General features: G+C 70.5%; 26 protein-coding genes. 20 read left to right on the top strand and 6 right to left on the bottom strand.

What is annotated here, in order from left to right:
- Window positions 1–109: 109 nt before the first annotated feature.
- The 12 genes from glyA (at window position 110) to ACH34R_RS28075 (ending at window position 11,023) form a co-directional block, all read left to right on the top strand.
- Window positions 110–1,339, top strand: a complete 1,230-nt coding sequence (gene glyA, locus ACH34R_RS28130) for a serine hydroxymethyltransferase (protein ID WP_397564618.1) — start codon at window positions 110–112, stop codon at window positions 1,337–1,339.
- A gap of 57 nt (window positions 1,340–1,396) precedes the next feature.
- Window positions 1,397–2,809 carry a glycosyltransferase family 4 protein gene (locus tag ACH34R_RS28125; protein ID WP_397564535.1) on the top strand — a complete coding sequence of 471 codons (1,413 nt, stop codon included), beginning with the start codon at window positions 1,397–1,399 and terminating at the stop codon, window positions 2,807–2,809.
- Between the two features lie 131 nt (window positions 2,810–2,940).
- Window positions 2,941–3,366, top strand: coding sequence for a hypothetical protein (locus ACH34R_RS28120; RefSeq protein WP_397564534.1), 426 nt, complete (start codon window positions 2,941–2,943; stop codon window positions 3,364–3,366).
- Window positions 3,367–3,637: 271 nt separating this feature from the next.
- Window positions 3,638–4,423, top strand: coding sequence for a F0F1 ATP synthase subunit A (gene atpB / locus ACH34R_RS28115; protein WP_397564533.1), 786 nt, complete (start codon window positions 3,638–3,640; stop codon window positions 4,421–4,423).
- Window positions 4,424–4,481: 58 nt separating this feature from the next.
- Window positions 4,482–4,709 (top strand): ATP synthase F0 subunit C, encoded by a 228-nt coding sequence (gene atpE, locus ACH34R_RS28110; RefSeq protein WP_111168381.1) that lies wholly within the window; start codon window positions 4,482–4,484, stop codon window positions 4,707–4,709.
- Between the two features lie 32 nt (window positions 4,710–4,741).
- A complete protein-coding gene (locus ACH34R_RS28105; RefSeq protein WP_111168382.1) occupies window positions 4,742–5,281 on the top strand; it encodes a F0F1 ATP synthase subunit B in 540 nt (179 codons plus the stop codon).
- A gap of 2 nt (window positions 5,282–5,283) precedes the next feature.
- Window positions 5,284–6,099, top strand: a complete 816-nt coding sequence (locus tag ACH34R_RS28100; RefSeq protein ID WP_397564532.1) for a F0F1 ATP synthase subunit delta — start codon at window positions 5,284–5,286, stop codon at window positions 6,097–6,099.
- A 39-nt stretch (window positions 6,100–6,138) separates the two neighbouring features.
- Window positions 6,139–7,788, top strand: a complete 1,650-nt coding sequence (atpA, locus tag ACH34R_RS28095; RefSeq protein WP_397564531.1) for a F0F1 ATP synthase subunit alpha — start codon at window positions 6,139–6,141, stop codon at window positions 7,786–7,788.
- 6 nt (window positions 7,789–7,794) lie between these two features.
- Window positions 7,795–8,697, top strand: coding sequence for a F0F1 ATP synthase subunit gamma (locus ACH34R_RS28090; protein WP_397564530.1), 903 nt, complete (start codon window positions 7,795–7,797; stop codon window positions 8,695–8,697).
- 1 nt (window position 8,698) lies between these two features.
- On the top strand, window positions 8,699–10,126 hold the full coding sequence (atpD, locus tag ACH34R_RS28085; protein ID WP_397564529.1) for a F0F1 ATP synthase subunit beta: 1,428 nt from the start codon (window positions 8,699–8,701) through the stop codon (window positions 10,124–10,126).
- A gap of 62 nt (window positions 10,127–10,188) precedes the next feature.
- On the top strand, window positions 10,189–10,593 hold the full coding sequence (locus ACH34R_RS28080) for a F0F1 ATP synthase subunit epsilon (RefSeq protein WP_397564528.1): 405 nt from the start codon (window positions 10,189–10,191) through the stop codon (window positions 10,591–10,593).
- Between the two features lie 58 nt (window positions 10,594–10,651).
- Window positions 10,652–11,023, top strand: coding sequence for a DUF2550 domain-containing protein (locus ACH34R_RS28075; protein WP_397564527.1), 372 nt, complete (start codon window positions 10,652–10,654; stop codon window positions 11,021–11,023).
- 3 nt (window positions 11,024–11,026) lie between these two features.
- Here ACH34R_RS28075 and ACH34R_RS28070 read toward each other — a convergent pair whose 3' ends face one another.
- Window positions 11,027–11,620, bottom strand: a complete 594-nt coding sequence (locus ACH34R_RS28070; protein WP_397564526.1) for a cob(I)yrinic acid a,c-diamide adenosyltransferase — start codon at window positions 11,618–11,620, stop codon at window positions 11,027–11,029.
- 13 nt (window positions 11,621–11,633) lie between these two features.
- On the opposite strand from ACH34R_RS28070, the gene ACH34R_RS28065 reads away from it, so the two are divergent.
- The 5 genes from ACH34R_RS28065 (at window position 11,634) to ACH34R_RS28045 (ending at window position 15,731) form a co-directional block, all read left to right on the top strand.
- Window positions 11,634–12,707 (top strand): ABC transporter ATP-binding protein, encoded by a 1,074-nt coding sequence (locus ACH34R_RS28065; RefSeq protein WP_397564525.1) that lies wholly within the window; start codon window positions 11,634–11,636, stop codon window positions 12,705–12,707.
- A complete protein-coding gene (locus tag ACH34R_RS28060) occupies window positions 12,704–13,504 on the top strand; it encodes an ABC transporter permease (RefSeq protein ID WP_397564524.1) in 801 nt (266 codons plus the stop codon). Before ACH34R_RS28065 ends, ACH34R_RS28060 begins: the two co-directional genes overlap by 4 nt.
- 13 nt (window positions 13,505–13,517) lie before the next feature.
- The gene (locus ACH34R_RS28055) at window positions 13,518–14,693 is read left to right on the top strand and encodes a sensor histidine kinase (protein ID WP_397564523.1); all 1,176 of its coding nucleotides are present in this window, start codon (window positions 13,518–13,520) and stop codon (window positions 14,691–14,693) included.
- Window positions 14,690–15,283, top strand: a complete 594-nt coding sequence (locus ACH34R_RS28050; RefSeq protein ID WP_397564522.1) for a DNA-binding response regulator — start codon at window positions 14,690–14,692, stop codon at window positions 15,281–15,283. Before ACH34R_RS28055 ends, ACH34R_RS28050 begins: the two co-directional genes overlap by 4 nt.
- 124 nt (window positions 15,284–15,407) lie before the next feature.
- Window positions 15,408–15,731: an STAS domain-containing protein gene (locus ACH34R_RS28045; RefSeq protein WP_111168392.1), complete on the top strand. Its 324-nt coding sequence runs from the start codon at window positions 15,408–15,410 to the stop codon at window positions 15,729–15,731.
- An 8-nt stretch (window positions 15,732–15,739) separates the two neighbouring features.
- Here ACH34R_RS28045 and ACH34R_RS28040 read toward each other — a convergent pair whose 3' ends face one another.
- The 3 genes from ACH34R_RS28040 to nucS all read right to left on the bottom strand — a co-directional run bounded on the left by ACH34R_RS28040 (window position 15,740) and on the right by nucS (window position 18,669).
- Entirely contained in the window at window positions 15,740–16,354 is a 615-nt protein-coding gene (locus ACH34R_RS28040) for a TetR/AcrR family transcriptional regulator (RefSeq protein WP_225878738.1), read from the bottom strand.
- Between the two features lie 85 nt (window positions 16,355–16,439).
- Window positions 16,440–17,924: an aldehyde dehydrogenase family protein gene (locus ACH34R_RS28035; RefSeq protein WP_397564521.1), complete on the bottom strand. Its 1,485-nt coding sequence runs from the start codon at window positions 17,922–17,924 to the stop codon at window positions 16,440–16,442.
- Window positions 17,925–18,006: 82 nt separating this feature from the next.
- Complete coding sequence (gene nucS, locus ACH34R_RS28030; RefSeq protein WP_397564520.1) at window positions 18,007–18,669, bottom strand: endonuclease NucS; 663 nt, start codon at window positions 18,667–18,669, stop codon at window positions 18,007–18,009.
- A gap of 19 nt (window positions 18,670–18,688) precedes the next feature.
- Between nucS and ACH34R_RS28025 the strand changes: the two genes are divergently transcribed.
- The 3 genes from ACH34R_RS28025 (at window position 18,689) to ACH34R_RS28015 (ending at window position 20,638) form a co-directional block, all read left to right on the top strand.
- Window positions 18,689–19,024 carry an ATP/GTP-binding protein gene (locus tag ACH34R_RS28025; protein WP_111168394.1) on the top strand — a complete coding sequence of 112 codons (336 nt, stop codon included), beginning with the start codon at window positions 18,689–18,691 and terminating at the stop codon, window positions 19,022–19,024.
- Between the two features lie 13 nt (window positions 19,025–19,037).
- The gene (locus tag ACH34R_RS28020; RefSeq protein WP_397564519.1) at window positions 19,038–19,745 is read left to right on the top strand and encodes an alpha/beta hydrolase; all 708 of its coding nucleotides are present in this window, start codon (window positions 19,038–19,040) and stop codon (window positions 19,743–19,745) included.
- Window positions 19,746–19,861: 116 nt separating this feature from the next.
- Window positions 19,862–20,638: an alpha/beta fold hydrolase gene (locus ACH34R_RS28015; RefSeq protein ID WP_397564518.1), complete on the top strand. Its 777-nt coding sequence runs from the start codon at window positions 19,862–19,864 to the stop codon at window positions 20,636–20,638.
- A 3-nt stretch (window positions 20,639–20,641) separates the two neighbouring features.
- On the opposite strand, the gene ACH34R_RS28010 is transcribed toward ACH34R_RS28015, so the two are convergent.
- Together ACH34R_RS28010 and ACH34R_RS28005 are read right to left on the bottom strand one after the other, a co-directional pair.
- Complete coding sequence (locus ACH34R_RS28010; RefSeq protein ID WP_397564517.1) at window positions 20,642–21,823, bottom strand: AI-2E family transporter; 1,182 nt, start codon at window positions 21,821–21,823, stop codon at window positions 20,642–20,644.
- Window positions 21,824–21,941: 118 nt separating this feature from the next.
- Window positions 21,942–23,249 carry a DivIVA domain-containing protein gene (locus ACH34R_RS28005; RefSeq protein ID WP_397564516.1) on the bottom strand — a complete coding sequence of 436 codons (1,308 nt, stop codon included), beginning with the start codon at window positions 23,247–23,249 and terminating at the stop codon, window positions 21,942–21,944.
- Window positions 23,250–23,411: the final 162 nt, after the last annotated feature.

Below are 23,411 nucleotides of genomic sequence, written 5' to 3'. Positions count from 1 at the left end.
GCGTCGCCGCGTCGCCGCGCCCACCGGACGCAGCCGGCACGGTCGAGGCGGATTGAGGCGAGCAGAGGTGACGGGCCAGGAGACGCCTTACTACGGTCCCGACTTCGCCATGCTGCTGCGCGAGGACCCGGAGATCGCCGCCGTGGTCCTGGACGAGCTCGACCGGGAGCGGACCGGCCTGCAACTGATCGCGAGCGAGAACTTCACCTCGCCCGCTGTGCTCGCCGCACTCGGCTCCACGCTCACCAACAAGTACGCGGAGGGCTATCCCGGCCGCCGCTACTACGGCGGCTGCGAGGTGGTCGACCGGGCCGAGGCGCTGGCCGTGGAGCGCGCCAAACGCCTGTTCGGGGCCGAGCACGCCAACGTTCAGCCGCACTCGGGGGCGTCGGCCAACCTGGCGGCCTACGCGGCCCTGCTGCGGCCCGGTGACACGATGCTGGCGATGGCGCTGCCGCACGGCGGGCACCTCACCCACGGCTCGAAGGTGAATTTCTCGGGAAGATGGTTCGACGTCGCGGCGTACGGCGTGCGCCGGGACACCGAACTGATCGACTACGACGAAGTGCGGGACCTCGCGCTCCGCCACCGCCCTAAGATGATCATATGTGGCGCCACGGCCTACCCCCGGCTGATCGATTTCGCCACGTTCCGCGGGATCGCCGACGAGGTGGGGGCCTGGCTGCTCGCCGATGTGGCGCACACGATCGGGCTGATGGCGGGCGGGGCGATCCCCTCCGCGGTGCCCTACGCCGACGTGGTCACCTTCACCACGCACAAGGCGCTGCGCGGCCCGCGCGGTGGCGGGCTGCTGTGCACCGCCGAGCTGGCCGCCAGGATCGACCGCGCGGTCTTCCCGTTCACCCAGGGCGGCCCGCTGATGCACGTGATCGCGGCCAAGGCGGTCGCGTTCGGCGAGGCGCTGCGCCCGGAGTTCGCCGAGTACGGCAAGCGGGTCGTGGACAACGCCCGCGCGCTCGCCGACGGCCTGGCGGCCTCCGGGATGCGCCCGGTCTCCGGCGGCACGGACACCCACCTGGCCCTCATCGACCTGCGCCCGCTCGGCGTCACGGGGCGCGAGGCCGAGCGCAGGTGCGCGGACGCCGGGATCACGCTGAACCGCAACGCGATCCCCTACGACCCCGAGCCGCCCACGGTGACCTCGGGCCTGCGGGTCGGCACGCCGTGCGTGACGACGCAGGGCCTCGGGCCCGGCGACCTGGCCGAGGTCGCCACGATGGTGGCGGCGGCGGTCCGCGACCCCGGCGGCGCTCCGGAGGTGAGGCGGCGGGTGGCGGAGCTGGTAGGCGTCCATCAGGTTTATCCCAGCGAATCATGAGCTGTTCTGTGTCGATTTCCGGCCTCAGCAGGCCGGAGCATCCAGGAAACTAGGTCCGTGCGCGAGTACTTCCTCATTGCACTGGTGGCGGCGGCGGTCACGTATCTCCTCGTGCCCCTCGTCCGCCTGTTCGCGATCCGCATCGGCGCCATGCCGGAGGTACGCGAACGCGACGTGCACACCACCCCCACCCCCCGCCTGGGCGGCCTGGCGATGTACGGCGGGCTGGTCGCCGGTCTGCTGTTCGCCACCCGGCAGCCCTGGGTCGCCCAGTCGCTGGCCGACCCCAACCTGGCCGGCGGCCAGACCGTGCTGGCCCTGATCGCGGCCGGCGGCCTGATCACCATCACCGGCTTCCTCGACGACTGGTGGGGCATGGACCCCTTCATCAAGCTGGGCGGCCAGATCGCCGCGGCCGGCCTGCTCGTCGCGTTCGGCCTGTACCTGCAGTGGATCCCCATGCCCGGCACCGCCGCGCTGTCCCTGGACAGCACGTTGCGAACGGTGATCACCATCCTGGTCGTGGTGGTCGCGATCAACGCGGTCAATTTCGTCGACGGCCTGGACGGCCTGGCCGCGGGCATCGTCGGCATCGCGGCCATGGCCATGTGGGCCTACTCGATCGTGCTGTCCACCACGATGGGCGACACCCGGATCAACGCCACGGCCGCGATCACCTCGGTGCTCATCGGCATCTGCGCCGGCTTCCTGCCGCACAACTTCCATCCCGCGAAGATCTTCATGGGCGACACCGGCGCGATGTTGCTCGGCCTGGTGCTGGCCAGTTCGGTGGTCACGGTGACCCCGATCGACTCCAGTGCGCTCAGCGCCACGATCAACCGGTTCCCGCTGGTCCTGCCGCTGCTGCTGCCGGTCGCGGTGATGGTGTTGCCCCTGCTGGACCTATGGACGGCGGTGGTCCGCCGCACTTCCTATGGCATGTCGCCGTTCGCCCCCGACCGCGGGCATCTGCACCACCGGCTGCTGGACATCGGCCACTCCCACCGGCGGACCGTTCTGATCATGTACGCGTGGACGTTCCTGTTCGGGTTCTCCGTGGTCGGCGCGTCGATCTTCAGCGTGCCGATGATCGTGTTCGTCGGGATCGTCATCCTGGCCCTGATCGCGCTGTTCCTGATGGCGTTGCCGCGGTTGCGGGAGCGCTGGCAGGGCGGTGGCGGGGGAGGCGGTGGCGGCGGAGCGCACGCAGCGGGACGTCGGCGCAGGCCGGAGGACGACGCGCCCGGCGATCACGCGGCCGATCCGATGGCCGGTCCGTTCGGCGGCCCGCCCGCGCGCCCCTCGATGGGCGAGGCGCCCCAGCCCCCGTCCGCCGGTCCGCACCCGGCAGGGCCCGGTGGCGGTCCCTCCGCCGAGCGCCCGCCGACGGCCGAGATGGGCCAGGACACCGCCGTGATCCCGCTGGGAGACGTGCCGCTACCTGGGCTCTCACCCCGTGCCACCCCTTGATCATCGCATTCGAAACGGCAGGTAAAAACGGCTCTGCCGGAGCTTGTGATAGCTTTCACTAGCAGAGGTCCTCACCGGCTCGGCCGTGTGAGGCAGCAAATGCTCGCTTGACAACCGTTTCTGGAGCACCGATGCAGGCCAACGACGTGCGCGTCCTCAAAAACGCCGCGATACCCGCCCTCGTGGTGGGCCTGGTCGTGGCCCTCGTCTCGACGTTCACCGTCGGTGCCGCGGGAGCGCTCGCCGCGTTGATCGGCGTTGTGGTGGTCGCCGGGTTCTTCATCATCAGCCTGGTCGCCGTGGCCTACGCCTCGCGCGTGTCGCCGCAGATGATGATGATCGCCGCGCTGGGCACCTACCTGGTCAAGATCATCGCGCTGGCCCTCGCGCTGAGCTCCCTCTCCGACGTCACCGCGTGGCACCCCATGACGTTCACCTGGACGGTCATCCTCTGCACGGTCGCCTGGACCGTGGGAGAGGCCAGGGCGTTCATGAAGCTGCGGATGCTGTACGTCGAGCCGGACGTCAAGGTTCCCGGACACGCCGGAGAGAAATGATGCGCCGCAGCCAGGCCGCCGTTCACCCACCGGCGGTCCCATCCCGTAAACTCACCGCAGCAGGCAGTTCGTGGCCCGATATGACTAGTCACGCTTCCGCCTGCTATCGTCGCGTGCGCGATCGCCGATCCGCCTGGGCGCCCATAGGCGCCCGCGGATCCTGGTCTCCGTCCGACCGCACCACCCACCTGACTGAGCTTCCCGATCCCTCGCCATCCGGTGACCGGGCGCTGGAAGACACCCTGATCCACTACGAGGAAGGGAACGCCGAGTGAGCGCCGCGCCCCTCGCAGCCGAAGAGTTCCAGGCCCCGGGACTCAACCTCTTCGAATGGCCGGCACTGGTGTCGGGTGCCGAGTGGTTCAACAAGCCCGCTCTGCTCGCGTTCCTGGCGGCGCTGCTGGTGATCGTGCTCTGCTTCGCGGCCTTCTCGCGCCCGAAGCTGGTGCCGCGCGGCATGCAGGCCCTCGGCGAGTACGCCTACGAGTTCGTCCGCGAGCAGTGCGCGCGGCCGTTCCTCGGCAAGGACAGCGACCGCTGGATGCCGCTGCTGTTCAGCATGTTCCTGTTCGTGCTGGTCATGAACCTCTTCGGGTCGGTCATCTTCATCCAGTTCCCGGTGATGGCGCTGATCGGCTACCCGGCCATCCTCGCGCTGGGCGTCTGGGTGATGGTCCTCTTCCTGGGCATGAAGCACCAGGGGCCCTGGGGCTTCTTCAAGAACATCATGTTCCCGCCCGGGCTGCCCGGCTGGATGTACGTGCTGGTCGCGCCGATCGAGTTCGCCTCCACGGTGATCCTGCGGCACGTCACCCACGCGGTGCGGCTCTTCGCCACCATGATGGCCGGTCACCTCATCATCGCGCTGTTCTCCGAGGTGGGCTGGCACTTCCTGTTCGTGGAGCTCAGCCCGCTCGGCGCGCCGCTGGGTGTGCTCGGCGTCCTGATGACCATCGCGCTGACCGCGTTCGAGCTCTTCATCCAGGCCCTGCAGGCCTACGTGTTCGCGATGCTGACCGCGATGTTCATCAACGACGCGCTGCACCCGGCCCACTGAGAACTCAAGAGATTCCGGTGGACACTCCACCGGCCGATAGAAAAGGAAACGGAAAAGCATGAGCCTGCTCGCTCAAGTCACCGGCAACCTCGGCTCCATCGGTTACGGCCTCGCGGCCATCGGCCCGGGCATCGGCGTGGGCATCATCTTCGGCCAAGGTGTGCAGGCGATCGCCCGCCAGCCCGAGGCTTACAACCTGATCCGCCAGAACATGCTGCTCGGCTTCGTGTTCACCGAGGCGCTCGCGCTGATCGGCGTGGCCCTCGCCTTCGCCTTCCGAGCCTGACGAGCGACTGACCCCCGAGGGGAGGCCAGGCCATGAATGTCCTTGCCGAAGCGGGCGGCAACAACCCGCTCATTCCGCACCCGGCCGAGATGGCCATCGGCGGCTTCGCGTTCCTGTTCGTGCTGTTCTTCGTAGGGCGCATGCTGGTCCCGCGCATCCAGAAGACCCTCGCGGACCGCGCGGAGGCGATCGAGGGCGGCCTGAAGAAGGCCGCCGACGCCCAGAAGGAAGCCCAGCAGGCGCTGGACGAATACCGCGAGCAGCTCGTCGAGGCCCGGCATGAGGCCGCGCGGCTGCGCGAGGAGGCGCGCGAGCAGGGCGCCCAGATCAAGGCCGAGCTCCGTGAGGAGGCGCAGGCCGAGGCCCGCCGCCTCATCGAGGCGGCGCACGCCCAGATCGAGGCCGACCGTCAGCAGGCGTTCGCCCAGCTCCGGGCGGAGATCGGCCGGCTGTCCACCGATCTGGCCGGCCGGATCGTCGGCGAGTCCCTTGAGGACGAGGCCCGCCAGCGCCGTGTCGTCGACCGGTTCCTTGAGGAGCTGGAGAGCGACGCCAGGCAGGCGGTGCGTTGACGATGACGATGATGGGTCTGAGCAGGGCGTCGCTGGCCTCGGTGGAGGAGCGGTTCAACGTCGTGGCGGCCGGCGCGGATCTCACCGCGCTGTCGGAGGACCTGTTCGCGGTCGCCGGGCTCCTGGACCGGGAGCACGGCCTGCGCCGTGCCCTGTCCGACCCGTCGCGTCCGGCGGAGCAGAAGGCACAGACGGCCAGGGTCCTGCTGGAAGGCAAGATCGGTGAGGCCGCGCTGGAGACCACGATCGCCGCCGTCGCCGCCAAGTGGACCCGCGCCGGAGACGTCGCCGACGCTCTGGAGCGGGTCGCGGTGATCGCCGCAGCCGCTGCCGCCGAGGCGGCGAGGCAGATCGACGATGTGGAAGACGAGCTGTTCCGGTTCGGCCGCATCGTGGCGAGCAACGCCGAGCTGCGTCGCTTCCTGGGCGACGCGGCCGTGACCGCCGAGCGCAAGGCGGAGTTCCTGCGCTCCCTGCTCGGCGGCAAGGTGGCCCCGGTGACATCGCTGCTGGTGGTTCAGGCTGTCGCGCACCCGCGAGGACGTAGCCTGGAGACCGGGCTCGCCGACTTCGGCCACCTGGTCGCCGCCCAGCGGCAGCGCCTGGTGGCCGTGGTGCGCAGCGCGGTCGCGCTCAGTGACGGGCAGAAGCAGCGGCTCGCCGCGCTGCTGCGCGACTCCTACGGCCGAGACGTTCACCTGAACGTCGAGGTCGACCCCCGAGTGATCGGCGGGTTCTCGGTTCGTGTCGGCGACGAGGTCATCGACACCACCATCGCGGCGCGAATCGAAGAAGTCCGCCGCCGCTTGGCCGGCTGACCGACGTCGGTTGTTTAGTCAATAGGGAGACAGAGAGAGATGGCGGAGCTGACGATCCGGCCGGATGAGATCCGGGACGCGCTTGAGCGCTTCGTCCAGGCGTACGAGCCGGAAGGCGCCGCGCGTGAGGAGATCGGGACCGTCGTCGACTGCGGCGACGGCATCGCCCATGTCTCCGGCCTTCCCTCGGCGATGGCGAACGAGCTGCTTGAGTTCGAGGACGGCACGCGTGGCCTGGCACTGAACCTGGACGTCCGGGAGATCGGTGTCGTTATCCTGGGCGACTACAGCAAGATCGAGGAGGGCCAGACGGTCCGCCGCACGGGCGAGGTCCTGTCGGCGCCGGTCGGCGACGCCTTCCTCGGCCGCGTGGTGGACCCACTGGGCAACCCGCTCGACGGCAAGGGCCCGATCGAGGCCGAGGGCCGCCGCGCCCTTGAGCTGCAGGCGCCCTCGGTGGTGCAGCGCCAGTCGGTGCGCCAGCCACTGCAGACCGGAATCAAGGCCATCGACGCCATGACGCCGATCGGGCGCGGCCAGCGCCAGCTCATCATCGGCGACCGTGGCACCGGCAAGACCGCGATCGCCGTGGACACCATCCTCAACCAGCGGGACAACTGGGCCTCCGGCGACCCGCAGCGGCAGGTCCGCTGCGTCTACGTCGCGGTCGGCCAGAAGGGTTCCACGATCGCGCAGGTCCGGGCGCGGCTGGAAGAGGCGGGCGCGCTGGAGTACACCACCATCGTCGCCGCGCCGGCGTCCGACGCCGCGGGCTTCAAGTACATGGCCCCCTACACCGGCAGCGCGATCGGCCAGCACTGGATGTACCAGGGCAAGCACGTCCTGATCGTCTTCGACGACCTCACCAAGCAGGCCGACGCCTACCGCGCGGTCTCGCTGCTGCTGCGCCGCCCGCCGGGCCGTGAGGCATTCCCCGGCGACGTCTTCTACCTGCACTCGCGGCTCCTGGAGCGGTGTGCCAAGCTCTCCGACGACATGGGCGGCGGCTCGATGACCGGTCTGCCGATCATCGAGACGAAGGGCAACGACGTCTCGGCGTTCATCCCGACCAACGTCATCTCCATCACCGACGGTCAGTGCTTCCTGGAGACCGACCTGTTCAACGCGGGTGTGCGGCCGGCCATCAACGTCGGTATCTCGGTGTCCCGAGTCGGCGGCTCGGCGCAGGTCAAGGCCATGCGCAAGGTCGCGGGCACGCTGAAGCTGTCGCTGTCCCAGTACCGAGACCTGGAGGCGTTCGCCTCCTTCGCCTCCGACCTCGACGCGGCCTCCCGCGCCCAGCTCGAACGCGGCGCGCGCCTGGTCGAGCTGCTCAAGCAGCCTCAGTACAGCCCGTTCCCGGTCGAGCGGCAGGTCGTCTCGGTGTGGGCCGGTACAACCGGCGAGCTGGACGAGGTGCCGATCGAGGACATCCGCCGCTTCGAGACCGAGTTCCTGGACTACCTGGCCCGCGAGCACAAGGGCATCTACGACGGCATCCGGGAGACCAACGAGCTGGCCGACGACGCGGTGACCGCGCTCAAGGACGCGATCACCGACTTCAAGAAGGGGTTCGAGACCTCCTCCGGCGAGCTGCTGGTCAAGGACGAGCCGGTCGACGCGCTCGAAGCCGGTGAGGTCGGCCAGGAGAAGATCACCAAGGTCGTCCGTACCCCCGAGAAGAAGTAGCAGGTCATGGGAGCACAGCTTCGGCTGCTGCGGCGCAGGATCAGGTCGGTCAAGTCGACCGCCAAGATCACTCGCGCGCAGGAGCTCATCGCGTCCTCGCGGATCGCCAAGGCCCAGCAGCGGATGGCCGAGGCGCTGCCGTACGAGCGGGAGATCACCCGCGCGGTGACCGGTGTGGTGAGCAACACCTCCAGCATCGACCACCCGCTGACCGTCGAGAAGGAGCGTCCGGCCAGCGCCGGCGTGCTGATCGTCACCAGCGACGGCGGGTTCTGCGGCGGCTTCAACGCCAACGTGCTGCGTGAGGCCGAGGCCCTGCGCGGGCTGCTGGAGGAGCGCGGCGTCCGGGCCGTGCCCTTCGTGGTCGGCAGCAAGGGCGTCGGCTGGCACCGCTTCCGCGGCCGGGAGATGGCCGGTGAGTGGGAGGGCTTCTCCCGCAGGCCGGCCTACTCCGACGCCAAGGAGATCGCGGGCACGCTGATCGAGTCGTTCAAGGCGGAGGAGGGGATCGACGAGATCCACATCGTCTCCACCGAGTTCGTCTCGATGCTGACCCAGAACGTCGTGGTCAAGCGGGTTCTGCCGCTGGAGGTCGTGGAGGCCGAGCAGACCGAGGAGACGGCCCTGCTGCCGTACTTCGAGTTCGAGCCGGGCGCCGGCGCGGTGCTCGACTCGCTGCTGCCACGCTATGTGGAGTCGCGCATCTTCACCGCGCTGTTGCAGTCCGCCGCCTCCGAGGAGGCATCCCGGCGGCGCGCGATGAAGGCGGCGACCGACAACGCCAACGAGCTCATCGGGGTCTTCACCCGGCAGATGAACCAGGCGCGTCAGGCTGAGATCACCCAGGAAATCAGCGAGATCGTCGGTGGCGCCAACGCGCTGGCCGACGCCGCAGCGGGGAAAGAGTGAAATGACTGCACAGATTGTTGAGACCGGCGTGGGCCGGGTCGCGCGGGTCACGGGCCCCGTCGTCGACGTGGAGTTCCCCGCCGAGGCGATGCCCGAGATCTACAACGCGCTGAACGTCGAGGTCGCCCTGGGCGGCGAGACCAAGACGCTGACCCTGGAGGTCGCCCAGCACCTGGGCGACAACCTGGTCAGGGCGATCTCCATGCAGCCCACCGACGGCGTGGTGCGCGGCACCCCCGTCACCGACTCCGGCGGCCCGATCTCGGTGCCGGTCGGCGACGCGGTCAAGGGCCACGTGTGGAACGCCCTCGGCGAGGCGCTGGACGTGCCGACCTCCTCGGTGAAGATCGAGGAGCGCTGGGGCATCCACCGCCCGTCGCCGCCGTTCGACCAGCTTGAGTCGCGTACCGAGGTGCTGGTCACCGGCATCAAGGTCATCGACCTGCTCACCCCGTACGTCCAGGGCGGCAAGATCGGCCTGTTCGGCGGCGCGGGCGTGGGCAAGACCGTGCTGATCCAGGAAATGATCCGCCGGGTCGCCCGTAACTTCGGTGGCACCTCGTGCTTCGCCGGCGTGGGTGAGCGCACCCGTGAGGGCAACGACCTGTGGGTGGAAATGGCCGAGGCGGACGTCCTGAAGGACACCGCCCTGGTCTTCGGCCAGATGGACGAGCCGCCGGGCACCCGGCTGCGCGTCGCGCTGTCCGCCCTCACCATGGCGGAGTACTTCCGCGATGTGCAGAAGCAGGACGTGCTGCTGTTCATCGACAACATCTTCCGGTTCACCCAGGCCGGATCCGAGGTCTCCACGCTGCTCGGCCGTATGCCGTCCGCGGTGGGTTACCAGCCGACGCTGGCCGACGAGATGGGCGTGCTGCAGGAGCGCATCACCTCCACCCGCGGCCACTCGATCACCTCCATGCAGGCGATCTACGTGCCCGCCGACGACATCACCGACCCGGCGCCGCACAACGCGTTCGCGCACCTCGACGCCCAGACGGTGTTGTCCCGGCCGATCTCGGAGAAGGGCATCTACCCGGCGGTGGACCCGCTGGACTCCTCCTCCCGGATCCTCGACCCGCAGATCGTGGGCGAGGAGCACTACGCGGTGGCCCAGGAGACCAAGCGGATCCTGCAGAAGTACAAGGAGCTCCAGGACATCATCGCGATCCTGGGCATCGACGAGCTGTCCGAAGAGGACAAGGTCACCGTCCAGCGGGCGCGGCGCATCGAGCGCTTCCTGTCCCACCCGATGTACGCCGCCGAGGCGTTCACCGGGCAGCCGGGCGAGACCGTGCCGCTCGACGAGACCATCGCCTCGTTCAAGGGCCTTTGCGCCGGCGAGTACGACCACCTGCCCGAGCAGGCCTTCTTCATGGTCGGCGGCATCGAGCAGGCGGTGGCCAAGGCCAAGGAACTCGCCCGCTAATCGTCGCTCGCGGTGCCGGTACGGCTCTGCCCGTACCGGCACCCGGCAGAAAGGACCATGAAGTGGCGAAGCTGCGAGTAGGAGTGGTCTCGCCGGAGCGGGAGATCTGGTCCGGTGAGGCCGATATGGTCATCGCCAAGACCGTCGAAGGCGAGATCGGTATCATGCCGAATCACGCTCCCGTGCTCGGCATTCTCGTCGAGGGCGGCGTGCTGCGGGTGAAGCGCGCCGGTGGCGAGGGCGAGCTGGTCGCCGCCGTCCACGGCGGGTTCTTCTCGGTGGCCGACAACGAGGTGTCGGTCCTCGCGGAGATGGCCGAGCTGGGCTCCGAGGTGGACGTCCGGGCGGCGCGCGACGCTCTGGAGCGTGCGCTGGCGTCGGTCGATGCCGACGCCGAGAACATGGAGGCGGCTCTGGAGGCCAAGCGGGCCACGGCACGGCTCCGCGCGGCGGGCGAGGACGTGTGATCGCGCCTGCGGCGATGATCTAGACTCGGTACAACTGGGACAAGGCGGGGGCGGGGCGATGTCGGCGACGCTGGTGGTGTGTGGGGGCATCGTGGCGCTCGTCGCCCTTGTCGTGCTGCGGGGGGTGGTGCTCTCCCGCTCCCGGGGCCATGTGCTCTGTCGGCTGCGCGACGGCGTGAGCGGGTGGAAGAACGGGGTGGCCCGCTATGCCGACGGGGAGTTGCACTGGATCCCCTTCCTGAGTCTGCGGTTCCGGCCGCGCCACGCGATCGCGAGGCGCGGCCTTCGTGTTTCTGCCCGCAGGCGGGAGGGCGAGCTGTGGGCGGTCGACTGCGGCACGATCTCCCTGGCGATGACCGAGGACGCGCTCACCGGCTTCCTGGCCTGGCTGGAGTCCGCCCCGCCCGGTGCCCACCTGGACCTCACCTAGCGTTCACTCCTCGCGGGTGTTGCCCGGCCGCCAGAGGATCTCCTGGCCGCCCGCGGCGACCCGGCACAAGATGAACAGCAGGTCGCTCAGCCGGTTGAGATACTTCGCGGTCAGCGGGTTGACGTCGTCGTACGTCTCGATCGCCGCCCAGGCCGAGCGTTCGGCCCGCCGCACGATCGTGCGGGCCAGGTGCAGGTGCGCGGTGGCGGGCGTGCCGCCGGGCAGGATGAAACTGCGCAGCGGCTCCAGGCGCTCGTTGAACTCATCGCACCGGCGTTCCAGCCAGGCGATGTAGGACTCCTCCACGCGCAGCGGCGGGAACTCCGGGTTCTCGGTGACCGGAGTGGCCAGGTCGGCGCCGAGGTCGAACAGCTCGTTCTGGATCCGGCCGAGGACCCGGGCGATGGCGGGGTCGAGCCCCGCGGCGATGGCCAGGCCGATGGCCGCGTTGGCCTCCTCCACGTCGGCGTAGGCGGCGAGCCGGGTGTCGGTCTTGCGGGCGCGGCTCATGTCGACGAGGTTGGTCGTGCCGTCGTCGCCGGTCCGGGTGTAGATCCGGGAGAGTACGACCGGCTTGTCCTTGTCAGTGCGGGTCATGGCTTCACAGTAGATGACAGTTGTCATCCCGGTCGTGCGCGAGATCCACCTTGAGCCGGTGATATCGGCGACTACCTGCGGATACGGCCTGGCGGCCAAGCTGGGCGACATGAGAGACGAACCGGCACGGGCCGCCACCGCGATCGAGGTGGACGACTTCCGGCAGGCGTACGGCGACTTCGAGGCGGTGCGCGGGGTCTCGTTCACCGTACGGCGGGGCGAGCTGTTCGCCCTGCTCGGCACGAACGGCGCGGGCAAGACCACCACGATGGAGTCGCTGCTCGGCTTCGCCCGGCCGCGGGCCGGCAGCGTCCGGGTGCTCGGCCTGGACCCCGCCAAGGACGGGCGCGCGCTGCGCCCCCGGATCGGCGTGATGCTCCAGGAGGGCGGGTTCCTCGGCGACCTGACGGTCGGTGAGACCGTGCGACTGTGGCGCGGAATGGCGGCCGACGCGGGGCGCTCCTCCATGGCGGGGACGCTGGAGATGGTGGGGCTGGCCGCCAAGGAGCGCACGAGGGTCCGGCAGCTCTCCGGGGGACAGCGGCGCAGGCTCGACCTGGCGCTCGCCGTACTGGCCGAGCCGGAGGTGCTGTTCCTGGACGAGCCGAGCACCGGGATGGACCCCGAGGCGCGCCGCGGCACCTGGCAGATCATCCACGATCTGCGGGCGGCGGGGGTCACGGTGCTGCTGACCACGCACTACCTGGAGGAGGCCGAGAAGCTGGCGGACCGGCTGGCGATCATGCACCAGGGGCGGATCACCACGTCCGGGACGGTGGACGAGGTGGTGGCCAAGGCGGGCGACCAGATCCACTTCCGGCTCGCCCTGCCGCCCGCCGGACTGCGCGAACGGCTGCGCGAGGGCCTGCCGTTCCTGGACGGCACCGCCGCCACGACCGCCCGTTCCGGCGACGGCACGCGGGTGACCTACGTGCTGCCCGCCTCGCCCGAGGCCGGCCGCGCGCACGCGGCGCTGCGCCCGCTGCTCGACTGGGCCGACAAGCACGAACTGACCCTGGAACGGCTGGAAGTACGCCGGGGGACGCTTGAGGACGTCTTCCTGCGCGTCGTGGAGGAGGGGCGATGAGAACGGATGTCCTGCACGCCGTGCGGCTGGCGCGGGTGGACCTGAAGCTGCTCGGGCGCAACCAGACGGCCATGGTCAACGTCCTGCTGTTGCCGCTGCTGATGGGCTGGCTGTTCAGCAACGTCGCGGCCGGCCGTCAGATCGAGGGGGTGCCCGGCCAGTTGTACGTGATCACCGGGCTGCCCGGCCTGATGCTCGGGTTCGCGGTGTTCGTCAACATGGTCAACACCTTCACCGCGCGGCGCGAGGAACTGGTGCTCAAGCGGCTGCGCGCGGCCCAGCCGTCCGCGGCGGCGATCCTCGGCGGGGCGATGCTCGGGGCGCTGGCCGTCTTCGCGCTCCAGGTGGGGCTCGTGGTGGTGTGGAGCATGCGCTGGCAGGACGGCGGGCCGCCCGCCAACCTGCCGCTGATGCTGCTCGGCGCGCTGCTCGGCGTCGCGATCATGGGGCTGCTCGCCGCGGCCTTCGCCGGGATCACGCCGAACGCCGAGACGGCCCAGGTGGCGGTGCTGCCGCTGTTGCTGGTCGTGATGCTCGGCGCGCCGATCATCGGCCCGACCACGGCGATGCCCGGCCCGCTCGGCGTGCTCGCCGAGGTGGTCCCGGTGACGCCGGTGGTGGAGATCATGCGGACGGCCTACCTGGGACGGGACTTCGTCGGGACCGGCGGTGAGCCGCTGGGCATGGCCGCGCAGTGGGTGGCCGCGCTGCCCGCGATCGGGATCGCGCTGGCCTGGGTGGCCGTGTCGGCGCTGCTGGCTCGGTGGCTGTTCCGATGGGATCCGCGGCACGGATAGCGTGTGATGCGAAATGTCGGATAATTCGGGCGCGCGGGAACGGGCCGCGTACGAGCGGGTCCGCCGGGTGACCAGATGGTCGCTCATGGTCGGTGTGATCATCGCCGGCACGGGCGCCCTGAACGGGTTCGCCGTCTCCTCACTCGCCGAGACGCTGTCACCGGTCAAGGTGATCTCCGGCGTGGTCTGTCTCGTCGTGTTCGTGGTCTTGTACCTGCGGATCACCCGGATCGCCATGACCCGCCGGACGCCTTGGCGGGAGATCGCGGCGGCGGGGGCGGTCAGCGTGGTGGCGCTGCTGATCCAGGATCCGACGCCGTGGGGCTGGGGGCTCATGGCGGCGGCCTGGGCCGGCGTGGCGGCGCTCAACGTGACCACCGCGCAGGCGGTCCTCATCACGCTGGGCACGACGGCCGCCGCCGCCGCGCTGACCGCGAGCGACAAGGGCATGGTGCCGGCGGCCCTCCAGCTCCTCCTGGTCATTGTGGTCACCACCTGGGGGAACAGGTTCCAGGTGTGGTTTTGGTATGTGCTCGCGGATGCGATCGCGGGCAAGGAGGCGCAGACCAGGCTGGCCGTCACCGAGGAGCGGCTGCGGTTCTCCCGCGACCTGCACGACCTGGTCGGGCACAGCCTTTCGGCGATCGCGGTGAAGAGCGAGGTGGCCCTCAAGCTGGCCCACGCCGACCTGGATCGCGCCGTCGCCGAGATGGGCGAGGTGCGCCACCTGGCCAAGGAGTCACTGCACGAGATCCGTACGGCGGTACGCGGCTACCGCACCGTGGACCTGCCGGCCGAGTTGAGCAGCGTACGCGCGGTTCTGGTGGCGGCCGGCATCCGCTGCGAGGTCCGCGCCCCCGCCGAGTCCGCGCTGCCCGGCCAGGTGAGCACGCTGCTGGCCTGGGTCGTCAGGGAGGGCACCACCAATGTGCTGCGGCACAGTTCGGCCACCTTCTGCCGGATCGATGTCGAACCGGACGGCGGCCGGGTGCGGCTGCGGATGACCAACGACGGCGTGCGGCCGGTCGCCGGGGAGCGGCCGGGCGAGGACCGGCCGGCCGGTGACGGCAGCGGCCTCGCCGGGCTCGCCGACCGGGTGGCCGCGCACGGCGGCACGCTCTGCGCGGGGCCGGGCAAGCCGGGGGAGTACGCGCTCACGGCCACGGTTCCGGTGAGGGGAGTGGAATGATCAAGGTGCTGCTCGCGGACGACGAGCATCTGATCCGCCGGGCCATCGCCACCCTGCTCGGCCTGGAGCCGGACATCGAGGTGGTCGCCGAGGTGGCGGCGGGCGACCTGGTGCGGGCGGCGGTGCAGGAGCACCGGCCCGACGTCGTGGTGCTCGACATCGAGATGCCGGGGATGGACGGGCTGTCGGTGGCGGAGGAACTGCCGGGACAGGCCATCCTGATCCTCACCAGTTTCGGACGGCCCGGATATCTGCGGCGGGCGCTCGCCGCGGGAGTGCGCGGGTTCATCCCGAAGGACGCCTCGGCGGAGGAACTGGCGACCGCGATCCGCAAGGTCCACACCGGCGGGCGGTACCTGGACCCGGAGATGGCGGCCTCCGCCATGATGGCGGGGGACAGCCCGCTGACCGGACGGGAGCGCGACGCGCTCGCGCTGGCCGCGCGCGGCGCTTCGGTGGGCGACATCGCGGTGGCGCTCAGCCTCACGGAGGGCACCGTCCGCAACTACCTTTCCAGCGCGATGACCAAGCTGGACGCGACCAACCGGATCACCGCGATACGGGCGGCACAGGAAATGGGCTGGCTCTGAGGCGCGTTCTTGACCACCGCTTTACCGCTGCCATTTACACCGCTTGCACGAAACGGCGGTTATTAGGCATGGATCGAGCAATGCCGGGCAGGGAAGTTCGTACGCATCAGCAGGGGGAGGTGGCATGCGCGTCCGGGAACGGTCCGGTGGACAGGTGGTGCGCGTCGGGCAGCGGCTCGACGTCGGCACCGTGGCGGGGGTTCGTCCCCGGTTGCATCGAGCGGTGGACTCCGGGGATGGTGACCTGGTCGTCGATCTCAGCGGCCTGGAGATGATCGACGCCACCGGTCTCGGGGTGCTGGTGGGCACCCATCGGCGCGCGCTTTCCGCGGGTCGTCACCTGGTGTTGCGCGGCGTGCCGCCCAGGATCATGCGAGTGCTGGCGGTGACCCGGCTGAACCGGGTGCTGCGTGTGGAGGAGTTACCGCCGTCGGCGGCGGTGGCCTGAGCGAAGGGTCACGCCCCGGCCGGGCTGAACGAGCGCCGGAAGATGTGCACGGCCGTGGTGATCAGGTCGCCGGTGGCGGGCCGTACGTCCGCGAGCACCCATTCGATGAGTAACTCCTGTAAGGCCCCGATCAGCCCGAGGATCAGCAGATGGGTGTTCGGCGGGGTCCGTTGCGGATACGCCGCCACGGTCTCCTCCATGATCCGGGTGAAACCGGCCACCGCCCGCTGCCGTGCGGTGATCAGGCAGTCTCCGGCGCGGCGCACCTCCACGTGCATGATGTGCGCCCTGCGCAGGTCCTTTGTCGCGAATGCCACATATTCGGCTATGCCATGTTCGATCCGATCGTCGAGTGTGTTCGGCGCGGCGGCCACGGCCTTGGCCACCGCCTGGAGCGTGTCGTCCACACAGCGGTCGTAGACCGCCTCCATCAGCGCCTCCCGGCCGGAGAAGCACTCATAGAAGGCCCGGTTGGACACCCTGGCCATGGTGCAGAGCCGCTCGATCGTCGTTGCGGGAAACCCTGGGTTGGCGAACAGCGTGTACGCCGCCATCATGAGCCGTTCCCGTCTGTCGGCCAGGCGTTGCTCTGCCGACAGTCCCCGGTACGCCCTACCCGTCACTATTCACCTCGCGTCCAGCGTGATCGCGGACCCCCAGAGCCCACCATTATGGACGCAAGATCCTTTTTCGGGAAGAGTCAGGACATTAGTGCTTTCGCCGCCCATGGAGGATGGTCACCAACCTGACTAGACGGTCAAGTTCCGCCTGACCACGGCTGAACGACGTCAGGTTCATTCCGGGGAGTGGGAAGCGCTGCCGGGAGATCGCCTTCGGCCGCGCGAACTCCCGCAGCCCGTCCGCCCCGTGAATCCTGCCGAATCCGGAGTCGCCCACGCCCCCGAAGGGCAGGGCGGGCACCCCGGCGAACGAGATGATCGAGTTGATCGCCGTCATCCCGCCGCGCATCCGCCGCGCCAGGTCCATCGCGCGCCTCTTGTCGCGGGAGAAGACCGTGCCGCCCAGACCGTAGGCGGAGGCGTTGGCCAGCGCCAGCGCCTCCTCGGCGTCGGCCACCCGGCTCACGGTTACGGTCGGCCCGAATGTCTCCTCCCGCATCGCGGGACTGTCGGCCGGCACGTCCTCCACCACGACCGGGTCGACGTACGGCCGACGCACCGAACCGGGCCCGCCGAGCACCGCCGTGCCGGACGCGACCGCCGCGCCGATGTGCCGGTCGATCACGTCGAGCTGGCCCGGCATGGTGATCGGGCCGTAGTGCTCCCCGGCGCGCACCCGGCCGGCGATCTCGGTCAGCTCGCGCATGAACGGCTCGTACACCGTGTCCACCACGTACACCCGCTCGACGCCCACGCACGTCTGCCCCGCGTTGGACATCGCCCCCCACACCGCGGCGTCGGCGGCGGCCCGCAGGTCCGCGTCGGCCGCCACGATCATGGCGTCCTTGCCGCCGCACTCGGCGACCAGCGGGGTGAGGTTTTGGGCGCAGGCCGTCATCACCCGCTTGGCGGTCGGGGTCGAGCCGGTGAACGCGATCTTGCCGATGCCCGGGTCGCCCGCCAGCGCCGCGCCGGTCTCGCCGAGCCCGGTCACCACCTGAAGGACCGGGTGCTCAGGCACCGATTCGGCGAACAGCTCGGCGAGCAGCGCCCCCGTGCCCGGGGTGTACTCGCTGGGCTTGAACACCACCGCGTTGCCCGCCGCCAGCGCGTAGACGATCGAACCGGCCGGTGTGAACACCGGGTAGTTCCACGGCCCGATCACGCCCACCACGCCCAGCGGCCGGTACTCCAGCGTGGCCGAGAGGTTGGCCCCCAGCAGGCCGGGGAAGACCCGGCGCGGGCCGAGCACCTTCGCCGCGTGCCTGGCCGCCCAGTCGGTGTGCGCGATGGCCAGCACGATCTCCAGCGTGGCATCGCCGCGCGGCTTACCGGTCTCGGCGCTCACCAGCGCGGCGATCCGCCGGATGTTCTGAGTGAGCACGGCCTTGAAGTCGAGCAGCCGGGTCTTGCGGGCGGCGTGGCCGAGGCCCGCCCACCACCGCCCCGCCGCGGCGGCCCGCTCGACGGCGGCGCGCACGTCGGCCGCCGAGTGGACCGGATGGGTGCCGACGACCTCACCGGTGGCGGGGTCGAGTGAGTCGAAACTGCGGCTGCCGGCGCTCACGGTCATGTCGTCACGATAAACCCGCGAGGGTCGCGCCGACACGCCGGCACGGGACAACCGGACGCCGCGGTAGAGGAGCATCGGGCTCCTAGAACAGCGTCGGATTCTCCGGGGCGATGCCGCGCAGGGAGTCGTAGTCGAGCACGACGCAGCCGATGCCGCGGTCGGTGGCCAGCACCCGCGCCTGCGGCTTGATCTCCTGGGCCGCGAAGACCCCGCGCACCGGCGCGATCAGCGGGTCGCGGTTGAGCAGCTCCAGGTAGCGGGTCAGCTGCTCCACCCCGTCGATCTCGCCCCTGCGCTTGATCTCCACGGCGACCGTGGCGCCGGTGTGGTCACGGCACAGGATGTCCACCGGGCCGATCGCCGTCGGGTACTCCCTGCGGATCAGTGACCAGCCCTCGCCGAGCGTGCCGATGTGCTCGGCCAGCAGCTCCTGTAGGTGGGCCTCCACGCCGTCCTTCCGCAGCCCGGGATCGACGCCCAGCTCGTGACTGGAGTCGTGCATGATCTCCTCGATGGTGAGGATCAGCTTCTCGCCCGTCTTGCCGTGGGTGACCGTCCAGGTCTTTTCGTCCTCACGGAGCTTGCAGGGTGGATTCATCCAGTTGAGCGGTTTGTAGGCGCGGTCGTCGGCGTGTACCGACACCGAGCCGTCGGCCTTGAAGAGCAAGAGCCGCGATGCCATGGGCAGATGGGCGGTGAGCCGCCCCACGTAATCCACGCTGCACCGCGCGATGACCAGCCGCATGACCGATTACCCTACCGTTGTGAGCCCCCGACGTGCCCGCAGAAAGGACCCCTTCGACCGGGGGCGGCGTGGCGACTCCGCCTCCCGCCCGCCGCCGGTGCCGATCACCGGCTTTCCCGCGGGCATGGACCGCGTCGAGGAGTGGCCTGACGGCGAGTGGAAGGTCCGCGCCCTGCGCGGCGGCGCGGCCGATCGCGCCTACCGCTGCCCGGGCTGTGACCAGGAGGTCCGCGCCGGCATGCCGCACATCGTGAGCTGGCCCAACTGGCCGGGGGGCGAGGAGGAGCGGCGGCACTGGCACACTCCGTGCTGGCGCAAGCGCCTCGACCGCGGGCACGGCAGAAATCGTTACTGAAGGAGTCGCAGGGATGGAGATCCGGGCGTCCACGGTGTTGCCCGCCCGCAGGGAGCCGATCGAGCTGCACACCGCGGACGGGCTGACGCTCGTGGGCGAGCTGGCCCTGCCCGCCGAACGGCCCCCGGCGGCCACGCTGGTGTGCCTGCACCCGCTGCCCACCCACGGCGGCATGATGGACAGCCATGTCTTCCGCAAGGCCGCCTACCGGCTGCCCGCGCTGGCCGATCTGGCCGTGCTGCGCTTCAACACGCGGGGCACCACCTCCGACCGCGGCACCTCGCAGGGCGAGTTCGGCGACGGCGAGGGCGAGCGGTTCGACGTGGCCGCCGCGCTGGAGTACGCCGAGTTCCACGACCTGCCCCGGCCGTGGCTGGTCGGCTGGTCGTTCGGCACCGAGCTGGCGCTGCGCTGGGGGCGCGACCCGCTGATCGAGGGGGCGATCCTGCTCTCGCCGCCGCTGCGCCGAGCCTCTGACGCCGACCTCACGGCGTGGGGCGAGTTCGGCCGTCCGCTGGTGGCGCTGGTGCCCGAGTTCGACGACTACCTGCGCCCGGACGAGGCCGCCGAACGCTTCGCCCTCGTGCCGCAGGCCGAGGTGATCGGCGTGGAGGGCGCCAAGCACCTGTGGGTGGGCGAGCCCTCGGTGCGGATCGTGCTCAACGAGATCGTCCGCAGGGTGGCCCCCGGAGCGTACCCGCTGCCGGAGCGGCTGCCCTGAAACATGGCTCCGCCGAGTGGGGCGGGGGGTATTCGGTCGGCACGATGACCCTCTGGGTATGACCGCTAACCCCGCTAGGGGTGGCAGCGGCCGAACGTCAGGTTAGGTTGTTCTCCGTGCACCTGTACTCGCGATCGGCCGGCAGCGGAGTGCCGGTCGTCCTCCTCCACGCGTTCCCGCTCTCCTCGGCCATGTGGCTGGCCCAGCGGGAAGGTCTCGCCGCCTCCTGCCGGGTGATCACACCCGATCTCCGTGGTTTCGGCGGCTCGGTGCTCAACGACGAGCCCCCCTCCATCGATGTGATGGCCGACGATGTCGCCGCGCTGCTCGACGCCGAGGGCGTCGAGCGGGCCGTGGTCGGTGGTCTGTCGATGGGCGGCTACGTGACGATGGCCTTCTGCCGCCGTCACCCCGACCGCCTGCTCGGCGTCATCCTGGCCGATACCAGGGCCGCCGCCGACCAGGAGCAGGCGCGCGCCAACCGCGAACGGATCGCCGCCGCCGTCTCCGCCAACGGCAACGCGATCCTGCTCGACGAGGTGCTTCCCGGCCTTGTGGGGCCCACCACCAGGCAGCGCCGCGGCATGGTCTTCGGCCGGGTGCGCGGGCTGGTGCAGGCCGCTCCACCGGGCGCGGTGGCCTGGGCCCAGCGGGCGATGGCCGGCCGTGCCGACTCCTTCGACACGCTGCGCGACCTGAAGGTCCCCGCCCTGGTGATCGTGGGGGAGGAGGACCAGATGACGACCCCGGCCGACGCCGAGGCGATGGCGGAGGCCGTTCCCGACTCCCGGCTCACCGTGATCGAGGCGGCCGGGCACCTGTCGGCGGTGGAGCAGCCCGAGGCGTTCAACCGGGCGGTCGCCGCCTTCGTGGGCGAGATCTCGTGGCCCTGACCCTCACACACGGGCCTGGCGGGGCAGCACGACCTCCCTGATGACCAGGGCGATCGCCGCGGCCACCGGAATCGCGATGAGCGCCCCGACGATGCCGAGGAGCGTGCCGCCGAACAGCGCCGCGATCACCGTCACCGCCGGGGCGACGTCCACCGAGCGCTTCATCACGCGCGGGTATATCACGTAGTTCTCGACCTGCTGGTAGATCAGGAAGAACACCGCGCAGGCGATGCCGAGCGGCAGCGACTGCAACAGCGCCACGGCGCTCACGAACACCGCCCCGATGGTCGCGCCGACCAGCGGGATCAGGTCGGTCACCGCGACCACCAGCGCGAGCGCGAGCGCGTACTCCACCCCGGCGACGCCCAGGAACGCGTACGACAGCACGCCCGCGATCAACGAGATCACCACGTTGCCCGCCACGTAGCCGCCGATGCCGTCCAGGATCTCGTCGCTCATCGCGCGGGTGCGCTCCCGGCGGGTGGCGGGCACCAGGCCCAGCAGGTACTCCTTGATCGAGCCCAGCGACCCCAGGAAGTAGAGCGTCAGCACCAGCAGCGTTACCCCGGAGAAGAACGCTCCGAACACCACGGCGCCCGCGCCGACGATGCCCCCGGCGATCACGCGCGGCAGGTCGGGGCTGGTGACGTACGCCTTGAGCTGCGCCAGCAGCCCGTAGTCGGCGTCGAGCCGCCTGATCGTGGGGTTGGCGAGCAGTTCGTTGATGTACCCGGGTACCGCGGCCACGAAGTCGCTGACCTGCTCGGCGACCGGTGGCACGATCGCCAGCCCGAACAGCGCGAAGAAGGCGATCACGCCCAGGAACACGATCGAGATCGCCGGTCGGCGGCTCAGCCCGCGCCTGGCCAGCCACTCCACGGCCGGGTTGAGACCCACCGCCAGGAACATGGCGACCAGCACCAGCACGATCACGCTGCGGGTGTTCACCACCGCCTGGGCCAGGCCGATCGCCACCAGCACGCCGAGCCCGGCGGTCAGGCCGAACAGGAAGGGGCTCTTGGCCAGGGCCTTGCCCGGAATGCCGAAGAACCGCTCGTCGGGCTTCGGCCCGGCGGGCTCGGCGGGCTCGGTGGGGGAGGCGGACGCCTGTACGGGCTTCTCGGCGGCACTGGGCACGGGGGCTGGGGTGGGCGTGTGTCCGGCGGGGGCCGGGCCGGTGGTCACAGATCCTCCATAAGGCGGGCAAAAGGCAAAGGAGAGCCTAGCGACCCCAGGTCGCCAGGCTCTCCCCGATAGCCGTCGTGCCGCCCCGTGATTCAGTCCCCGTGCGCCGGGGCGGTGCCTACTCCTGCCACCACTCCGACTCGTCGCCGGAGTCCTTGCTCGCCGCCGGAGCCGGAGCGGGGGACTGCGCCGGTATGGCGGGCTTCTCGGCGGCGCTGGAGGGCGCCAGGGCCGGCTTGGCCGGAGCCGCCGCGATGGCGGGCTCGGGAGCCGGCTCCATGCCGGGCAGCGCCGCGCCGCCGAGCAACTGGCGAAGCTGCGCGAGGTGGCTGGTGATGCTGTCGCGCTGCCTGGTCAGCTCGTCCACCTGCTGCTGGGCCGCCGACAGGGACCGCTTGGCCTCGGTCTTGGCCTCGTGCACGATCGACTCGGCGCTGGACTTGGCGTCGGCGACGACCTGCTCGGCGTTCTTCTTGGCGTTGGCCAGGAGCTGCTTGGCGTGGGTGTCGGCGTCGCGGCGGGTCTGGTCGGCCTGCTGGGTGGCCTTGGCGGCCCGCTGCTCGGCGGTGGCCGCCCGCTGCTCGGCCTCGGCGACCAGCTTCTGGGTGGCGGCCTGCGCGGTGGCGTGCCGCTCGGCCTCCTGGCGCTCGGCCTCCTCCCTGCGGGCGGCGAGCTGGATCTCGAACTCGGCCTCGTCCTGGGCGCGCTTGGCCTCGGACTCCTCCAGCACCCGCTGCGCCTGGGCGCGCATCTCGTCGGCCTGGCGCTTGGCGGTGGTGAGCACCTCGTCGCGCTCGCGCTTGGTGGAGGCGCGCAACTGGGCGACCTCGCGCTCGGTGGTGGTGCGCAGCTTGGCGATCTCGCGCTCGGCGTCGGCGCGCTTCTCCGCCACCTCGTGGTCGGCGGTGGCGCGCAGCTTGGAGACCTCGCGCTCGGTGGTCGAGGTGAGTTCGTCGGCCTCGCGTCGCGCGGTCGAGCGGATCTCCTCGGCCTCGCGCTCGGCGGTGGTACGGGTCTCTTCGGCCTCTCGGGTGGCGACCGCCCGCTTGTCGGCGGCTTCGTTCTCGGCGGCGGCGCGCAGCTCCGCGGCCTCCACCTTGGCCGCAGCCTTGATCTCGTTGGCCTCGGACCTGGCCGCCTGCACCAGCTCCGTGGCCTGCTCCTCCGCCAGGCGGAGCAGTTGCTCGATCCGGGCCCCCAACCCGGAGTAGGTCGGCCGTTCCTGCTCCTGGAGCTGCCGCTTGGAGTCGGACAGCTCGCGCTGGAGGGCGCCGGCCTGCTCCCTCGCCTGGCGCAACTCGGTGTCGAGCGTCTTGAGATGGTCGTGGACCTGGTGCCGGTCATAGCCCCGGAGCACCACGTCGAACTCCCGCGCGGGGGCGTCCTCGAAGAAATTGTTGAGCTGGGCGTCGATGTCGGACTGCATGGAGGCTCGATCCTGGGTTGTCGAGACGGCTACACGGGCCGGACGGGATGAGTCGGGGCTTTCCGAGGCGGGAGCCCGTGCCGACGCGACCGCGCTGGCGCGTCGGCGGAGGAATCCACGTCCGGTGATACGCCAGCGTACTCTGCCACTGCCGAGTTGGCC

It is taken from the genome of Spongiactinospora sp. 9N601 (assembly GCF_044326295.1).
Taxonomy (GTDB): domain Bacteria; phylum Actinomycetota; class Actinomycetes; order Streptosporangiales; family Streptosporangiaceae; genus Spongiactinospora; species Spongiactinospora gelatinilytica.
The sequence above is the reverse complement of the archived record's forward strand: the minus strand, read 5'-3'. Positions and strand labels throughout refer to the sequence as shown.

Excerpts from the sequence above, each read along its gene's own strand:
- glyA (WP_397564618.1), top strand. The coding sequence starts at position 110 with ATGCTGCTGCGCGAGGACCCGGAGATCGCCGCCGTGGTCCTGGACGAG.
- ACH34R_RS28120 (WP_397564534.1), top strand. The coding sequence starts at position 2,941 with ATGCAGGCCAACGACGTGCGCGTCCTCAAAAACGCCGCGATACCCGCC.
- atpE (WP_111168381.1), top strand. The coding sequence starts at position 4,482 with ATGAGCCTGCTCGCTCAAGTCACCGGCAACCTCGGCTCCATCGGTTAC.
- ACH34R_RS28105 (WP_111168382.1), top strand. The coding sequence starts at position 4,742 with ATGAATGTCCTTGCCGAAGCGGGCGGCAACAACCCGCTCATTCCGCAC.
- ACH34R_RS28100 (WP_397564532.1), top strand. The coding sequence starts at position 5,284 with ATGACGATGATGGGTCTGAGCAGGGCGTCGCTGGCCTCGGTGGAGGAG.
- atpA (WP_397564531.1), top strand. The coding sequence starts at position 6,139 with ATGGCGGAGCTGACGATCCGGCCGGATGAGATCCGGGACGCGCTTGAG.
- ACH34R_RS28090 (WP_397564530.1), top strand. The coding sequence starts at position 7,795 with ATGGGAGCACAGCTTCGGCTGCTGCGGCGCAGGATCAGGTCGGTCAAG.
- atpD (WP_397564529.1), top strand. The coding sequence starts at position 8,699 with ATGACTGCACAGATTGTTGAGACCGGCGTGGGCCGGGTCGCGCGGGTC.
- ACH34R_RS28075 (WP_397564527.1), top strand. The coding sequence starts at position 10,652 with ATGTCGGCGACGCTGGTGGTGTGTGGGGGCATCGTGGCGCTCGTCGCC.
- ACH34R_RS28070 (WP_397564526.1), bottom strand. The coding sequence starts at position 11,620 with ATGACCCGCACTGACAAGGACAAGCCGGTCGTACTCTCCCGGATCTAC.
- ACH34R_RS28065 (WP_397564525.1), top strand. The coding sequence starts at position 11,634 with ATGACAGTTGTCATCCCGGTCGTGCGCGAGATCCACCTTGAGCCGGTG.
- ACH34R_RS28060 (WP_397564524.1), top strand. The coding sequence starts at position 12,704 with ATGAGAACGGATGTCCTGCACGCCGTGCGGCTGGCGCGGGTGGACCTG.
- ACH34R_RS28055 (WP_397564523.1), top strand. The coding sequence starts at position 13,518 with ATGTCGGATAATTCGGGCGCGCGGGAACGGGCCGCGTACGAGCGGGTC.
- ACH34R_RS28050 (WP_397564522.1), top strand. The coding sequence starts at position 14,690 with ATGATCAAGGTGCTGCTCGCGGACGACGAGCATCTGATCCGCCGGGCC.
- ACH34R_RS28045 (WP_111168392.1), top strand. The coding sequence starts at position 15,408 with ATGCGCGTCCGGGAACGGTCCGGTGGACAGGTGGTGCGCGTCGGGCAG.
- ACH34R_RS28035 (WP_397564521.1), bottom strand. The coding sequence starts at position 17,924 with ATGACCGTGAGCGCCGGCAGCCGCAGTTTCGACTCACTCGACCCCGCC.
- nucS (WP_397564520.1), bottom strand. The coding sequence starts at position 18,669 with ATGCGGCTGGTCATCGCGCGGTGCAGCGTGGATTACGTGGGGCGGCTC.
- ACH34R_RS28020 (WP_397564519.1), top strand. The coding sequence starts at position 19,038 with ATGGAGATCCGGGCGTCCACGGTGTTGCCCGCCCGCAGGGAGCCGATC.
- ACH34R_RS28005 (WP_397564516.1), bottom strand. The coding sequence starts at position 23,249 with ATGCAGTCCGACATCGACGCCCAGCTCAACAATTTCTTCGAGGACGCC.